This is a genomic window from Kitasatospora sp. MBT66 (genome assembly GCF_000710405.2).
Taxonomy (GTDB): domain Bacteria; phylum Actinomycetota; class Actinomycetes; order Streptomycetales; family Streptomycetaceae; genus Kitasatospora; species Kitasatospora purpeofusca.
This window is the reverse complement of record NZ_JAIY01000002.1, coordinates 58,877-72,952: the sequence shown is the minus strand read 5'-3', so window position 1 is coordinate 72,952 and position 14,076 is coordinate 58,877. Positions and strand designations below refer to the sequence as shown.

13 protein-coding genes and 2 riboswitches are annotated in these 14,076 nt (G+C 74.1%); of the genes, 5 read left to right on the top strand and 8 right to left on the bottom strand.

Annotated features, from left to right (window positions below; all coding sequences use genetic code 11):
* The first annotated feature begins 93 nt into the window (after positions 1 to 93).
* Positions 94 to 444 carry a hypothetical protein gene (locus BI06_RS01745; RefSeq protein WP_149030233.1) on the top strand — a complete coding sequence of 117 codons (351 nt, stop codon included), beginning with the start codon at positions 94 to 96 and terminating at the stop codon, positions 442 to 444.
* A gap of 62 nt (positions 445 to 506) precedes the next feature.
* On the opposite strand, the gene BI06_RS01740 is transcribed toward BI06_RS01745, so the two are convergent.
* The 7 genes from BI06_RS01740 to BI06_RS01710 all read right to left on the bottom strand — a co-directional run bounded on the left by BI06_RS01740 (position 507) and on the right by BI06_RS01710 (position 9,715).
* Complete coding sequence (locus BI06_RS01740; protein WP_043464338.1) at positions 507 to 1,280, bottom strand: enoyl-CoA hydratase; 774 nt, start codon at positions 1,278 to 1,280, stop codon at positions 507 to 509.
* Positions 1,277 to 2,161: a 3-hydroxyisobutyrate dehydrogenase gene (gene mmsB / locus BI06_RS01735; RefSeq protein ID WP_043464335.1), complete on the bottom strand. Its 885-nt coding sequence runs from the start codon at positions 2,159 to 2,161 to the stop codon at positions 1,277 to 1,279. The genes BI06_RS01740 and mmsB overlap by 4 nt, the downstream gene beginning before the upstream one ends.
* Positions 2,158 to 3,279 carry an enoyl-CoA hydratase/isomerase family protein gene (locus BI06_RS01730; protein ID WP_082558197.1) on the bottom strand — a complete coding sequence of 374 codons (1,122 nt, stop codon included), beginning with the start codon at positions 3,277 to 3,279 and terminating at the stop codon, positions 2,158 to 2,160. The genes mmsB and BI06_RS01730 overlap by 4 nt, the downstream gene beginning before the upstream one ends.
* Complete coding sequence (locus BI06_RS01725; RefSeq protein ID WP_030394034.1) at positions 3,279 to 4,427, bottom strand: acyl-CoA dehydrogenase family protein; 1,149 nt, start codon at positions 4,425 to 4,427, stop codon at positions 3,279 to 3,281. The genes BI06_RS01730 and BI06_RS01725 overlap by 1 nt, the downstream gene beginning before the upstream one ends.
* Positions 4,424 to 5,923 (bottom strand): CoA-acylating methylmalonate-semialdehyde dehydrogenase, encoded by a 1,500-nt coding sequence (locus tag BI06_RS01720; RefSeq protein WP_043464495.1) that lies wholly within the window; start codon positions 5,921 to 5,923, stop codon positions 4,424 to 4,426. The genes BI06_RS01725 and BI06_RS01720 overlap by 4 nt, the downstream gene beginning before the upstream one ends.
* Positions 5,924 to 6,187: 264 nt before the next feature.
* Positions 6,188 to 6,379, bottom strand: a riboswitch (cobalamin riboswitch).
* Positions 6,380 to 6,511: 132 nt separating this feature from the next.
* On the bottom strand, positions 6,512 to 8,149 hold the full coding sequence (locus BI06_RS01715) for an amidohydrolase (RefSeq protein WP_043464330.1): 1,638 nt from the start codon (positions 8,147 to 8,149) through the stop codon (positions 6,512 to 6,514).
* A 129-nt stretch (positions 8,150 to 8,278) separates the two neighbouring features.
* Complete coding sequence (locus BI06_RS01710) at positions 8,279 to 9,715, bottom strand: APC family permease (RefSeq protein WP_233289974.1); 1,437 nt, start codon at positions 9,713 to 9,715, stop codon at positions 8,279 to 8,281.
* A 353-nt stretch (positions 9,716 to 10,068) separates the two neighbouring features.
* On the opposite strand from BI06_RS01710, the gene BI06_RS01705 reads away from it, so the two are divergent.
* Together BI06_RS01705 and BI06_RS01700 are read left to right on the top strand one after the other, a co-directional pair.
* Positions 10,069 to 11,328: a cytochrome P450 gene (locus BI06_RS01705; RefSeq protein ID WP_043464323.1), complete on the top strand. Its 1,260-nt coding sequence runs from the start codon at positions 10,069 to 10,071 to the stop codon at positions 11,326 to 11,328.
* A gap of 48 nt (positions 11,329 to 11,376) precedes the next feature.
* Positions 11,377 to 11,934 carry a GNAT family N-acetyltransferase gene (locus BI06_RS01700; protein ID WP_043464320.1) on the top strand — a complete coding sequence of 186 codons (558 nt, stop codon included), beginning with the start codon at positions 11,377 to 11,379 and terminating at the stop codon, positions 11,932 to 11,934.
* 12 nt (positions 11,935 to 11,946) lie between these two features.
* On the opposite strand, the gene BI06_RS01695 is transcribed toward BI06_RS01700, so the two are convergent.
* Positions 11,947 to 12,573 (bottom strand): histidine phosphatase family protein, encoded by a 627-nt coding sequence (locus BI06_RS01695; protein WP_043464317.1) that lies wholly within the window; start codon positions 12,571 to 12,573, stop codon positions 11,947 to 11,949.
* Positions 12,574 to 12,760: 187 nt separating this feature from the next.
* Positions 12,761 to 12,846: riboswitch (cobalamin riboswitch) on the top strand.
* A 61-nt stretch (positions 12,847 to 12,907) separates the two neighbouring features.
* On the opposite strand from BI06_RS01695, the gene BI06_RS01690 reads away from it, so the two are divergent.
* Together BI06_RS01690 and BI06_RS01685 are read left to right on the top strand one after the other, a co-directional pair.
* Positions 12,908 to 13,132, top strand: a complete 225-nt coding sequence (locus tag BI06_RS01690; RefSeq protein ID WP_030394041.1) for a CbtB-domain containing protein — start codon at positions 12,908 to 12,910, stop codon at positions 13,130 to 13,132.
* A gap of 37 nt (positions 13,133 to 13,169) precedes the next feature.
* A complete protein-coding gene (locus BI06_RS01685) occupies positions 13,170 to 14,021 on the top strand; it encodes a CbtA family protein (protein ID WP_082558207.1) in 852 nt (283 codons plus the stop codon).
* The last annotated feature ends 55 nt before the right edge of the window (positions 14,022 to 14,076 follow it).

The following is a 14,076-nucleotide window of genomic DNA, read 5'->3' as shown; positions in this document are numbered from 1 at the left end:
GGCGGAAGCGGGTCGCCCGGCACCGGCGCGGGCACAAGCACAGCGACGACGCATCCACGGCACGGCGACGGAACACCGAAGGACCACAGGGGGATGGCAGCGATGGGGATGACCGGATGGGCGGCGGGCGGTTACGTCGCCGTGGTCGGCGGGCTGGCCGCACTGGGAGGGCTGACGGAGAACGGGCGCTTCTACCTCGCGGCCGTGCTGCTCACCCTTCCGCTCGGGCTGGCCGCCCTGGTGGCCGTGTACGTGGCCCGGGGCCTGCTGACCGGCGTCGGCGGCCTGTTCACGGAGACGAGCCTGCCGGACGGCGCCGACCCGGCGTGGCTGACCGCTGGCGGGGTGGTGGCGAACACGCTGCTGTTCACGGCCGCGGCCGTGGCCACGGTGCTGCTGGTGGAACGGCTCGCCGCCCGGCGCCGGGTGTCCCGCCGTCCCTGAGCACGCCGACGTCGGTGCCCGGTCCCCTCTCGGCGAGGGGACCGGGCACCGACGTTGCAGGGTCAGTGGTGCTTGAACTCCGGCGGGCGCTTCTCGGCGAAGGCGGCCATGCCTTCCTTCTGGTCGGCGGTGGCGAAGGTGGCGTGGAAGAGGCGGCGTTCGAAGCGGACGCCCTCGGCGAGGGTGGTCTCCAGGGCGCGGTTGACGCTCTCCTTCATCATGATCGCGGCCGGTGCGGACATCGCGGCGATCGTCGCGGCGGTGGCGAGGGCCTCGTCGAGCAGCCGGTCGGCGGGGACGATCCGGGAGACCAGTCCGGCCCGCTCGGCCTCCTCGGCGTCCATGGTCCGCCCGGTCAGGCAGAGTTCCATGGCCTTGGCCTTGCCGATCGCCCTGGTCAGCCGCTGCGAGCCGCCGATGCCCGGGATCACCCCGAGCTTGATCTCCGGCTGGCCGAACTTCGCGGTGTCGGCGGCGATCAGGACGTCGCACAGCATCGCCAACTCGCAGCCCCCGCCCAGCGCGTAGCCGGCCACGGCGGCGACGACGGGCTTGCGCAGGGCGCCGAAGCCGTCCCAGGCGGCGAACCAGTCGCCGAGGTAGGCGTCGACGAAGTCCAGGGACTGCATCTCCTTGATGTCGGCCCCGGCGGCGAAGGCCCGGTCGGACCCGGTGACGACCACCGCGCCCACCGTCCGGTCCCGGTCGAACTCCTGAGCCGCCTCGACGACTTCGTTCATCAGCCGGGTGTTGAGGGCGTTCAGGGCCTTCGGCCGGTCCAGGGTGATCAGGCCCACCCGGTCGTGGCGCTCGACCCGGATCGTCTCGTAGCTCATGCGGTGTTCTCCCGAAGGGCGGTGATGATGGCCGAGAAGTCCTGACCGGCGCCGTCGCCCCGGGCGAAGTCGGCGAACAACTCGGATGCCCGGCGCCCGAGTTCGGCGGGCACGGCGGAGGCGTCGGCGGCGTCGGCGGCCAGGCCGAGGTCCTTGGCCATCAGGGCGGCCGCGAAGCCCGCCGGGTAGCCCCGGTTGGCGGGACTGGCCGGGACGGGGCCGGGCACGGGGCAGTTGCTGGTGAGCGCCCAGCACTGGCCGGAGGCCGTGGAGGCGACGTCGAACAGGGCCTGGTGGCTCAGACCGAGGCTCTCGCCGAGCACGAAGGCCTCGGCGACCGCGATCATCGAGACGCCGAGGATCATGTTGTTGCAGATCTTCGCGGCCTGCCCGGTGCCGGACTCGCCGCAGTGCACCACCTTGCGGCCCATCGCCGCCAGCACCGGTTCGGCGGCGGCGAAGTCCTCCGCCGCGCCGCCGACCATGAAGGTCAGGCTCGCCGCCTCGGCGCCCGGGACCCCGCCGGAGACCGGGGCGTCCAGGGCCCGGTGGCCGGCGGTACGGGCGAGGTCCCGGGCGGCCCGGGCATCGCCGACCGCGATCGTGGAGCAGTCGACGAACAGCGCGTCCACCGCCGATGCGGTCAACTCCCGGTAGACCTCCAGCACATGGCGTCCGGTCGGCAGCATGGTGAGCACCAGCTCGGCGTCCGCGACCGCCTCGGCGGCCGAGGCGGCGATCCGTACGCCCTGGCCGGCCGCCCGCTCCCGGGCCTCCGGCACCAGGTCGTGGCCGGTGACGGTGTGGCCCGCCCCGACCAGGTTGGCGGCCATCGGGCCACCCATGTTGCCGAGTCCGACGAATCCGATCCGGTGGGTCACCAGCGCTCCAGGGGGGTGAGGTCGGCGAGGCCGAGTTCGCGCTCGCCCAGCGGGGCGAACCAGCGGGCCACGGCGGCGGGGTCGACGGCGTCCAGCGTGGCCGGACTCCAGTGCGGGGTGCGGTCCTTGTCGATCACCTGGGCCCGGATGCCCTCGGCGAGGTCCGGGGTGGCCAGGGCGGCGCAGGAGCTGCGGTACTCCTGGTCGAGCACCGCCTCCAGCGGGCCCAGCTCCCGGGCCCGGCGGAGCGCGGCCAGCGTCGCCTTGACCGCCGTCGGCGCGTTGGCGGTGATCCGCTCGGCCGCCTCCTTCGCCTCCGGTTCGCCACTGGTGCCGAGCCGTTCGAGGATCTCCTCGACGGTGTCGGCCGCGTAGCAGGTGTCGATCCACCCCCGCTGCCGCTCCAGCCGTCCGGGCGGCGGCTGTTCGACGTGCCGGGCGAGCGCGTCGTGGACGCTCGACTCGGCCAGGTCGTCGAGCAGGGCGGGCAGTCGCCCGGACGGTACGAAGTGGTCGGCGAGGCCGCAGAGCAGCGCGTCCGCGGCGCCGGCCGAGCCGGCGGTCAGCGCGAGGTGGGTGCCCAGCTCGCCGGGCGCCAGCGCGAGCAGATAGGTGCCGCCGACGTCGGGGACGAAGCCGATGCCCGCCTCGGGCATGGCGATCCTGGTGCGCTCGGTGACGATCCGGACGCTGCCGTGGGCGGAGACCCCGACCCCGCCGCCCATCACGATGCCGTCCATCACCGCGACATAGGGCTTGGGGTAGCGGGCGATCCTGGCGTTGAGGCGGTACTCGTCGCGCCAGAACTCCTCGACCTCGCGCGGGTCGCCGCCGGTCGCGGCGCGGTGGATGGCGACGATGTCGCCGCCGGCGCAGAAGGCCCGGTCGCCGGCCCCGGTGACGACGACGGTCGCGACCCGCGGGTCCTGCTCCCAGTCGTCCAGGGCGGCCGCGATCCGCCGCACCATCCCGTGGGTGAGGGCGTTGAGGGCGGTGGGGCGGTTGAGGACGATCAGTCCGGTCCGGCCCTCGCGCTGCACCAGGACCTCCTCGGTCCCGCTCCCGGTCCTGACGCCGCTCCCGGCGCCGTTCCCGCTTGTGCTCCCGTTCCCGGTCATCAGGCGGCCCCGGTCAGGCCGCGGGCGACGATGACGCGCATGATCTCGTTGGTCCCTTCCAGGATCTGGTGCACCCGCAGGTCGCGGACGATCTTCTCGATGCCGTACTCGGCCAGGTAGCCGTAACCGCCGTGCAGTTGGAGCGCCTGGTCGGCCACCTCGAAGCCGGTGTCGGTGGCGTGCCGCTTGGCCATCGCGCACAGCTGCGGGGCCCGGGCGTCGCCCCGGTCCAGGGCGTCGGCGGCCCGCCACAGCAGGGCCCGGGCGGCCTCCAGTTCGGTGGCCATGTCGGCGAGGCGGAACTGCAGCGCCTGGGCGTGCAGCAGCCGGGCGCCGAAGGCCTCGCGTTCGGCGAGGTGGGCCACGGTGCGCTCCAGCGCGCTCTGGGCGCCGCCGAGCGAGCAGGCGGCGATGCCGAGGCGGCCGCCGTTGAGGCCGCCCATGGCGATCCTGAAGCCCTCCCCCTCGGCGCCGAGCAGCCGGTCGGCGGGCAGCCGCACGCCGTCCAGCACCACCTGCCGGGTCGGCTGGGCGTTCCAGCCCATCTTGCGCTCGTTGGCGCCGAAGGACAGGCCCGGGTCGTCCCGGTCGACCAGGAAGGCCGAGATGCCCTTCGGCCCGGGCCCGCCGGTGCGCGCCATGACCAGGTAGACCTGGGCGCTGCCGGCGCCGGAGATGAACTGCTTGACGCCGTCCAGCACCCAGTGCTCGCCGTCCCGGACGGCCCGGGTGGTGAGCGCGGCGGCGTCGGAGCCGGCGCCGGGCTCGGTCAGGCAGTAGCTGGCGAGGTCCTCGGCCGTGCAGAGCCGGGGCAGCCAGCGGGCGCGCTGGGCGTCGTCGCCGTGGCGGTCGACCATCCAGGCGACCATGTTGTGGATGGAGAGGTAGGCGGCGATGGACGGGCAGCCGGTGGCGAGGGCCTCGAAGGCGACCGCGCCGTCGCGGCGGGTGAGGCCGGAGCCGCCGGACTCCTCCCGCACGTAGACGCCGGCCAGGCCGAGTTCGCCGGCCTTGCGCAGCACGTCGACCGGGAAGTGCTTGGTGTGGTCCCACTCCACGGCGTTCGGGGCGAGGTGCTCGTCGGCGAAGGCCCTGGTGGTCGCGGCGATCGCGCGCTGGTCGTCGGTGAGATCGTGCACGGCGCTCATCCCATCGTCGGCATGGTGAAGCTGGCGCCTTCCTTGACCCCGGAGGGCCAGCGCGAGGTCACCGTGCGGGTGCGGGTGTAGAAGCGGATCGAGTCCGGGCCGTGCTGGTTGAGGTCGCCGAAACCGGAGCGCTTCCAGCCGCCGAAGGTGTGGTAGGCGATCGGCACCGGGATCGGCACGTTGACGCCGACCATGCCGGTGTTGACCCGGCGGGTGAAGTCGCGGGCGGTGTCTCCGTCGCGGGTGTAGATGGCCACGCCGTTGCCGAACTCGTGCTCGCTGGGCAGGCGCAGGGCTTCCTCGTAGTCGGCGGCGCGGACCACGCTCAGCACCGGGCCGAAGATCTCCTCGCGGTGGATGCGCATCCCCGGCGTCACCCGGTCGAACAGCGAGGGGCCGAGGAAGAAGCCCTCCTCGTGGCCCTCCAGCCGGAAGTCGCGTCCGTCGACGACGAGTTCGGCGCCCTCCTCGACCCCGAGGTCCAGGTAGCCGCGGACCCGCTCCAGCGCGTCCCGGCCGACCAGCGGGCCGAAGTCCGCAGCGGGGTCGTCCGAGCGGCCGACCTTCAGCGCGCCGATCCGCTCGACCAGCTTGGCCACCAGGGCGTCGGCGGTCTCCTCGCCGACCGGGACGGCCACCGAGATCGCCATGCAGCGCTCGCCCGCCGAGCCGTAGCCGGCGCCGACCAGCGCGTCCGCCGCCTGGTCGAGGTCGGCGTCGGGCATCACGATCATGTGGTTCTTGGCGCCGCCGAAGCACTGGGCGCGCTTGCCGTGGGCGGCCGCGGTCGCGTAGACGTACTGGGCGATCGGGGTGGAGCCGACGAAGCCGACCGCCTGCACCCGGGGATCCTCCAGCAGGGTGTCGACGGCCTCCTTGCCGCCGTTCACCACGTTCAGCACGCCGGGCGGCAGTCCGGCCTCCAGGAACAGTTCGGCGAGCCGCAGCGGCACCGAGGGGTCGCGCTCGGAGGGCTTGAGCACGAAGGCGTTGCCGCAGGCCAGCGCGGGTGCGGCCTTCCAGAGCGGGATCATCGCGGGGAAGTTGAACGGGGTGATGCCGGCGACCACGCCGAGCGGCTGGCGCATCGAGTACACGTCGATGCCGGTGCCGGCGTTGTCGGTGAACTCGCCCTTGAGCAGGTGCGGGATCCCGGCCGCGAACTCGACCACCTCCAGGCCGCGCTGGAGGTCCCCGTGGGCGTCGGCGACGGTCTTGCCGTGCTCGGCGGAGAGCAGCCGGGCGAGCGATTCCCGCTCCTGCTCGACGAGTTGGAGGAAGCGCAGCAGCACCCGGGCCCGGCGCTGCGGGTTCCAGGCCGCCCACGCGGGCTGGGCCTGCGCCGCGTCGGCGATCACGGCCTCGACCTCGGCGCGGCTCGCGAGCGGCACCCGGGCCTGGACGCGGCCGGTGTTGGGGTCGTGGACGTCGCCGAAGCGGCCGGAGGTGCCGGCGGTGCGCTTGCCGCCGACGAAGTGGGTGAGTTCGGGGACGATCGACTCGGGGACGATCGACTCGGGGGTGGTCGACTCGGGGGTGGTCGGGTCGGGGAGCATTGATTCCTTCTCTCGTCAGGATGGGGAGAGGAGGAGTGGAGGCCGCGCCGGTGCGCGGGCGCACGGTGGTGCACCCGGCGGCAGGACGGCGGCGGCGGACGAACCGTCAGCGCGGGTGCGCCCCGGGGTTCGTCGGCACGGCAGAGCCGGGGGCGGTGGAACGCGAGCAGCCCGGATTCATGCGTGTCGTCTCCATCCTCGTGGAAAACACGGACCTTCCGCGGCCGGTATCCTGACTCCCGGATCGACGCGCGCCCCCGGGCCTTCCCGGCTGGCTGCCAGTGGCCGAACTCCTGCGAGGACGAACTCCCCGGTCACAGTGGCGGGACCGTGCCGGACTTTCACCGGCTTCCCTGACACCGCGGACCTGTTCCGACCATATAGTTGGACGTCCTAGTAAGTCCAGAGCCCCTTGCCGTCCGGGCGCGTCGGAGCACGCACCACCGGGAACGCGACGGGCCCCGGGGAGCACCCCGGGGCCCGGACGGCAGTCGACGCGACGTCAGACAGCCTCACCAGGAAGCGTCTTCACTCGGCGGCGTGGACCAGCTCGCCCCCGACATAGGTGCGCAGCACCCGGGCGGAGGCGATCTCCTCGGGCGGGCCGGTGAGGATGTCGCGGTCCAGGACGACCAGGTCGGCCAGCAGACCGGGCGCGAGCACCCCGGCGTCGTCGTGCCCGTTCACATGGGCGGTGCCCGCCGTGTAAGCGGCGATCGCCGAGGCCAGGTCGAGCCGCTGCTCGGGCAGGAACACCCGGTCGTCCTCGGCCTCCGGCTCCCGCCGGTTGACCGCGACGTGCAGACCGGCCAGCGGGTCCGGGCTGCTCACCGGCCAGTCGCTGCCCGCCGCCAGGGTGGCCCCGGCCCGCAGCAGCGCGCCGAACGGGTACTGCCAGGCGGCGCGCTCCGGGCCGAGGAAGGGGATGGTCAGCTCGTCCATCTGCGGCTCGTGCGCCGCCCACAGCGGCTGGATGTTGGCGATCGCGCCGAGCCGGGCGAACCGGGGCAGGTCGTCCGGGTGGACCACCTGGAGGTGGGCGAGGTGGTGGCGGGTGTCGCGCCGGCCGTTGGCGGCACGGGCGGCCTCGACCGCGTCCAGCGCCTCGCGCACTGCCCGGTCGCCGAGGGCGTGGAAGTGCACCTGGAAGTCCAGCGCGTCGAGTGCGGTCACGTACTCGCGCAGGGCGAGCGGATCGACGAAGCTGAGGCCGGAGTTGGCGGTGGCGCAGCCGCAGCCGTCCAGATAGGGGCTGGTCATCGCGGCGGTGAAGTTCTCCGCGATGCCGTCCTGCATGATCTTCACCGAGCCGGCCCGGAACCTGCCGTGGGCGGACTCGGCGCGGCGCTCGACGAGTTCGGCGATCTGCTCGGCGCCCCGCTCGCGCTCCCACCAGAGCGCGCCGTTCACCCGGGCGGTCAGCGCACCGGAGCGCGCGGCCGCCAGATAGGCGTCCGACGGGTCCGGCTGGCCGTTGAACTCGCCGAGCAGCGCGTCCTGCCAGCCGGTGATGCCGAGCGAGTGCAGCAGCCGCTGCGCCCGCAGCAGCCCCTCCAGCCGGTCGGCGGCGGTGATCGGCGGCACCAGCCGGGCCACCAGGCCGGTGGCGCCCTCCTGGAGCACCCCGCTCGGGGTGCCGTCGGCCTCGCGCTCGATCCGGCCGTCCGCCGGGTCGGGGGTGTCGCGGTCGACGCCGGCGAGTTCCAGCGCCCGGGTGTTGGCCCAGGCGCCGTGGTGGTCCCGGTTGGTGAGGTAGACCGGACGGTCCGGGACGGCGGAGTCGAGCAGTTGCCGGGTCGGCAGGCCGCCCTCGAAGCTCTCCATCGACCAGCCGCTGCCGGTGATCCACTCCTGCTCGGGGTTGGCGTCGGCGTAGGCGCGGATCCGCTCCAGGTAGTCGGCCACGCCGACGGTGCCGGTGAGGTCGCAGACCGCCAACTCGGTGCCGCCGAAGACGGCGTGGATGTGCGCGTCCTGGAAGCCCGGCAGCAGCAGCTTGCCGGAGAGGTCGACGACCTCGGTGTCCGGGCCGATCAGGTCCCGGACCTCGTCGTGGCCGACGGCGGTGATCCGTCCGCCGGTGACGGCCAGACCGGTCGCCCGGGTGCGGGCGGCGTCGCCGGTGTGCACGGGGCCGCGGGTGAAGACCAGATCGGCCTTGGTCATGGGTGGTGCTCCGTTCTCGGGTGGTGCGGGTGTGCGGGGTGCCGTGTGTCCTGTGTCGTGTGCCCGGTGCGGCGGCAGAGCGCGGGTCCGGTGTGTGGGGGTGCACCGGACCCGCGCCGTCGGTCGCCCTCAGACCTTCCCGGGTGTACCCGCGGCCTCGCCGAGGAAGTACGCCGAGCGCCGCCGCCAGCGCGCCCAGGCCGCCGCCGGCAGCCCGGTGACGATCATCAGTACCACGACGGTGAGCTCGAACCAGCCGTTGTCGGCGGAGAGTTCGAAGTGGTCGGCGGAGTCGTAGAAGGTCCAGGTGAGGTAGCCGCCGACGACCAGCAGGACCGCCGCGCCGAGCAGCGGGCCGACCACCGCGCGCAGCCCCTCCAGCAGGTCGGTGCGCAGCAGGTGGCGGAACCGGACGGCGGCCGCGACCGCGGTGAGCGCGTAGTAGAGGGCGACGATGATGCCGATCGCGTTGACGGCGGCCGAGATGAGGTCGTTGACGGTCGGGATGACGATCGAGCACAGTGCCAGCGCCACCGCGACCGCGGTGATCAGCAGGGTGCCGACCGCGGGCGTCCGGTGCTTGGGGTGCAGCTTCGTCCAGACCGGGCCGAGCACGCCGTCCCGGCCCATCGCGAACAGCCCGCGGGCGGTGGGGATCACCGAGGACTGCAGCGAGGCCACCGCGGAGAACATCAGCGCGATCAGCGGCAGCGCGGCCAGCGGCTGGTCGGCGAGCCGGGCGCCGAAGTACGTCAGGCCGTGCGCGCCGTTGTCCGCCAGCTCGTCCAGCGGCAGCACCCGCTGGAAGGCGGTGCCGGCGAGCAGGAACAGCAGCAGCATCACGACCAGGGCGAGGGTGCCGGCGCGGGAGGCGTCCCGGGGGTCGTGGACCTCCTCGCCGACGCTGAACACCGACTCGAAGCCCCAGTAGCAGAACACCGCGAGCACCATGCCCTGGGCCAGCGCGTCGAAGGAGGGGATCGCGAACGGGTTGAACCAGTCGAGCGAGAACGGCTGGTCGCCGGCGAACAGCCCGTAGCCGCAGAAGCCGAGCAGGACGGCGTACTCGAACACCAGCAGCGCCTTCTGCAGCCGCGCCGCCAGGCCGAGACCGCGCACCGCGACCAGCGCGGCGGCGACCAGGACGACCAGGCCGATCAGGGTGCACTGCACGGTCGAGTCGGCGTCCAGCCGCAGCCCGGCGACGCTGCGCAGGTGCGCCTCGTCGAGGAGCTGGACGATCGAGGAGCCGGTCACGGTGGTGGTGTAGGCCATGAACACCACGGTGCCGACGGTGTTCACCCAGCCGGTGAGGAAGCCGAGCCAGGGGTTGAGCGTGCGGCCCACCCAGCTGTAGCTGCTGCCGGCGTCCGGCTCCGAGCGGTTCAGCCGCCCGTAGCCGCCGGCGATGGCCAGCACGGGGAGGAACGCCAGCAGCATGATCGCGGGGAGGTGGAGCCCGACGACGCCGGCCATCAGGCCGAGGCCGATGCCGATACTGCTGGTCGCGGCGGTACTGGAGGCGGCGATCGCCGCCCCGTCGATCAGGCCCAGGGAGCGGGGCATGGAGTCCTGGGGGCCGCCGCTGTCCGCTCTCGGACCGCTGCCCATGACCTTCGCCGTCGATGCCAAGGGATCACCGCCTTGCTGGTGGGGGGGTGTGGGGGTGGGGGTGAAGTGCGAGCCATGAAACCGGCGGCTTCGAGACACGTCAATGCTGTTGTCATAAGGAGGTGGGCGGGCCCGGCACCGCTGACGCCGCGCCGAACGCTCCGCACCGAACGCGCCGCACCGTGCGCGGGCGCGCCGCCGGGGGCGTCCGGAACGCCCACCGGACGCCCTTTCCCCGCCACCGCACCCGCCGTACGGTCGCAACCGGCCGATCGTCCGGCCCGCCGCTCCCCCGCCAAGGAGGGCCCGTGGAACCCCGCTGCCCGTTCACCCACGTCCTCGACCCGCACGCCGCCGACCTGCACGCCGAAGCCGCCCACCTGCGCACCCACGGCCCGGCCGTCCGGGTCGAACTCCCCGGCAAGGTCCTCGCCTGGTCGGTGACCCGCGCCGAGGTCGCCCGGAAGCTCCTCGCCGACCACCGGCTCGCCAAGAACGCCCGCCGCCACTGGCCCGAGTGGATCGACGGCCGGGTCGGCCCGGACTGGCCGCTGGCCAGCTGGGTCGCGGTGGAGACGATGTTCACCAGCGACGGCGCGGACCACCACCGGCTGCGCACCCTGACCGCCCCCGCCTTCGGTCCCCGCCGGGTGGAGTCGCTGCGGCCCCGGGTGCGCGCGATCGTCGCCGCGCTGCTCGACGACCTGCGCGCCACCGCGCCCGGCGAGCCGGTGGACCTGCACACCCGGCTCTCCTACCCGCTGCCGACCACGCTGATCTGCGACCTCTTCGGCGTGCCCGAGGAACAGCGCCCCGAGGTGCGGCGGGTGGTCGACGGCGTCCTGGAGACCGGCGCCACCCCCGAACGGGCCAAGGCCGTCCTCGACGACCTGTTCGCCGCGATGGCGCACCTGGTGGCCACCAAGCGGGAGACGCCCGGCGACGACATGACCAGCGAGCTGATCGCGACCCGGGACGCCGCCGGCAGCCGGCTGAGCGAGCAGGAGCTGGTGTCCACCCTGATCCTGATGATCGGCGCCGGCTCCGAGACCGCCGTCAACCTGATCGACCACACCGCGGCCCTGCTGCTCAGCCACCCCGAGCAGCTCGCGCTGGTCCGGAACGGCTCGGCGACCTGGCGGGACGCCATCGAGGAGGCGCTGCGCCTCGAAGCGCCGGTGATGCACCTGCCGCTGCACTTCGCCGCCGAGGACATCGACCTCGGCGGGGGCGTGCTGATCCGCACCGGCGAACCGGTCCTGATCGCGTACGGGGCGGCCGGCCGGGACCCGGAGCTGCACCCCGACCGGCCGGACGTCTTCGACCTCACCCGGCCCGACAAGTCCAACCTGGCGTTCGGCCACGGACGCCACTACTGCCTGGGCGCCGCGCTCGGCGTGCTGGAGGCGGAGGAGGCCCTGACCGCGCTGTTCCGGACCTACCCCGAGGTCGAGCTCGCGGTGCCGCCGGAGGAGCTGCGGCACCAGGAGTCCTTCATCGTCAACGCCCTGAGCGCCCTGCCGGTGCGCCTCTCCCCCGCCGCCCGACCCGGCGGCCACCACCGGTAGCGGAACCGGCCCGGGCCGTTTGTCGGAGGCCGCCGCTACCGTACGGCCATGGACGACAACCGCGCCCCCACCGTACGCCTGGAGCCCTGGTCGGAGGGCGACGCCGAGCTGCTGCGCGCCCTCAACGCGCCGGAGCTGACGACCCACCTCGGCGGCCCGGAGTCCGAGGAGGTGCTCGCCCGCCGCCACCGCCGGTACGTCGACCTGAGCGCCGACCGCACCGGCGCGGGGCGGATGTTCCGGATCGTGCTGCTGCCGACGGGGGCGGCGGACGAGGCGACGGAGGCGGAGGCGGCGACGGCCGGGAGCATCGGCTTCTGGGCCCGCGAGTGGGCCGGTGAGCAGGTGTACGAGACGGGCTGGGCCGTGCTGCCGGCCTTCCAGCGCCGGGGCGTGGCCACGGCCGCGGCCCGCGCGGTGGCGGAGCGGGCCCGGGCCGAGGGCCGGCGCCGCCACCTGCACGCCTTCCCCTCGGTGGACCATCCGGCCTCGAACGCGGTCTGCCGGGCGGCGGGCTTCGAACTCCTGGGGCCGCAGGACTTCGAGTACCCGCCGGGCCACCCGATCCGCTGCAACGACTGGAGGCTCGACCTGGACCGCTTCTGACCGCAGCGCGTCTCAGCCGAGCCGGAGGTTCCAGCGACCGGCCCGGCCGGTCAGTTCGACCACCGCCAGCGGGGGCACGTCCAGACGCCGGAAGGCCTGGTCCGGGACGCCGAGCGCGTGCACGGCCGCGGCCCGGACGGCGTCCGGCTCGGCGACCACGAGGACCCGGCCGGTGAGCCCGGCCGCCGTCCCGTCCAGCCACCCGGCGACCCGGGCGCACAGCTGCCGCACCGACTCGCCCCCGTGCGGGGCGGCGGCCGGGTCGGCGAGCCAGGCCATCAGGGCCTCCGGCTCCTCGGCGGCCACCTCGTCGAGGGTCCGCCCGCGCCAGCGCCCGGCCGCGCAGCCGCGCAGCTCGGGCTCGGCGACCGCGTCGGCCAGGCCGAGCTCCTCGGCCGTGCGGCGGCAGCGGGCCGAGGGCGAGACGAAGCGGTGGGACGCCACCGGGAGGTCCGGCCGGAGGACGCGGGCCGCGCGCACCCCGGCCTCGTCCAGCGCGTCCCCGCCGTCGGCCGTGCCGCCGTCCGCCGCACCGCCGTTCACCGCACTGATCCCGTACGCGGAGGCTTCGTCGGCGAACCGTGCCTGCCGCAGTTCGGGTCCGATCGCTGGGGAGACGAAGATCACCCGTACCGTCACGTGTTTTCCCCCTTCGTACACCTGTCACCCTTGGGGGCCCTCGGAGCGCCGCGCTCCGTGCCCTCCCCGCGCCCGCCCCGCGCGCGAATCCGCAGGTCGCGCCACGACAACGATTCCGTGAGCGCCCTTGGCGCCGTCGTCACCGGGCGCTACGGTCTCCCCCGACAACTGAAGACGACGGCGAGACGGAAGTCCGGTGCGAATCCGGCACGGTCGCGCCACTGTATGCCGGACCAGGCCACCTCACGCAACGGCGGGCCCGGCAAGTCAGACCCGATGGCCGTCGTCCGAGCTCCACCGAACGGGACGCGTGTTTCCCCCAGGAGGTCCTGCCATGGCCCAGTCCGTCTTGTCCCCCAGCCTGCCCTCGGCCGGCTCCGCCCCCGCATCGCTGCCGATCCGCGCGATCCTGCCCTGGGCGCTGTTCCTCGGCACCCTGATGCTGGTCCTGCTCTACTTCGTCGGCGCCGAGCAGGGCGCCACCTCGGTCTTCTCCGGTGCGACGGTGCACGAATGGGTGCACGACGGTCGGCACCTGCTCGGCTTCCCCTGCCACTGATCCCGGAGAACACGCACCGATGAACAACTCCGCAACCATGCCGTCCGGCACCGTGGGCAGACTCCTGCTGCGCGGTCTGCTGGCCGGCCTGATAGCCGGGCTGGTGGCCTTCGTCTTCGCCTACACCGTCGGCGAGGGCCCCGTCTCGGACTCCATCGCGCAGGAGCAGGCGCACTCCGCCCCGGCCGGGCACCACGACCACGGCGGCGGCTCCGCGGCCGCGGCCGGCGGTGCCGAGGACGCGTCCGCGCACGAGCACGCGGCCGCCGACGCCGGGGGCGAGGAGGAGGAACTGGTCAGCCGGGACCTCCAGTCCACCGCCGGTCTCGCCACCGGCGTGCTGGTGTACGGCGTCGCGGTCGGCGGGATCGCCGCGCTGGCGTTCTGCTTCGCCCTCGGCCGGGTCGGCCGGTTCGGCCCCCGGGCCACCGCCGCGCTGGTCGCGGGCGCGGCCTTCGTCACCGTCTACTTCGTGCCGTTCCTCAAGTACCCGGCGAACCCGCCGGCGGTCGGCAATCCGGACACCATCGGGAAGCGCACCGCGCTGTTCTTCCTGATGATCGCGCTCAGCGTGCTGATCGGCGTCGCCGCGGTGATCCTCGGCAAGCGCCTGGCCCCGCGCCTGGGCACCTGGAACGCCACCGTCGCGGCCGGCCTCGGCTACGCCGTGGTGATGGCCGTGCTGGCCTTCGTCCTGCCGCCCAACGACGACGCGATCCCGGACGGTTTCCCGGCCGCGCTGCTGTGGGACTTCCGGCTCGCCTCGATCGGCCTCCAGGTGGTGCTGTGGACGGGGTTCGCCCTGCTCTTCGGCACCCTGGCCGACCGGGCCCTCGCCCCGGCGGCTCCGGCCGCCGAGCGCGCGCCGGTCGCCGCCCCGGCGGTCTGACCACCGGCCCTCACCGGCTCTCACCGGCCGTCACCGGACCGCTCCGCAGCACGAC

Coding starts and splice junctions, on each gene's coding strand:
- BI06_RS01715 (WP_043464330.1), bottom strand. CDS start 8,149: ATGACCAAGGCCGATCTGGTCTTCACCCGCGGCCCCGTGCACACCGGC.
- BI06_RS01730 (WP_082558197.1), bottom strand. CDS start 3,279: ATGACCGGGAACGGGAGCACAAGCGGGAACGGCGCCGGGAGCGGCGTC.
- BI06_RS01700 (WP_043464320.1), top strand. CDS start 11,377: ATGGACGACAACCGCGCCCCCACCGTACGCCTGGAGCCCTGGTCGGAG.
- BI06_RS01745 (WP_149030233.1), top strand. CDS start 94: ATGGCAGCGATGGGGATGACCGGATGGGCGGCGGGCGGTTACGTCGCC.
- BI06_RS01710 (WP_233289974.1), bottom strand. CDS start 9,715: ATGCCCCGCTCCCTGGGCCTGATCGACGGGGCGGCGATCGCCGCCTCC.
- BI06_RS01740 (WP_043464338.1), bottom strand. CDS start 1,280: ATGAGCTACGAGACGATCCGGGTCGAGCGCCACGACCGGGTGGGCCTG.
- BI06_RS01685 (WP_082558207.1), top strand. CDS start 13,170: ATGCCGTCCGGCACCGTGGGCAGACTCCTGCTGCGCGGTCTGCTGGCC.
- BI06_RS01690 (WP_030394041.1), top strand. CDS start 12,908: ATGGCCCAGTCCGTCTTGTCCCCCAGCCTGCCCTCGGCCGGCTCCGCC.
- BI06_RS01725 (WP_030394034.1), bottom strand. CDS start 4,427: ATGAGCGCCGTGCACGATCTCACCGACGACCAGCGCGCGATCGCCGCG.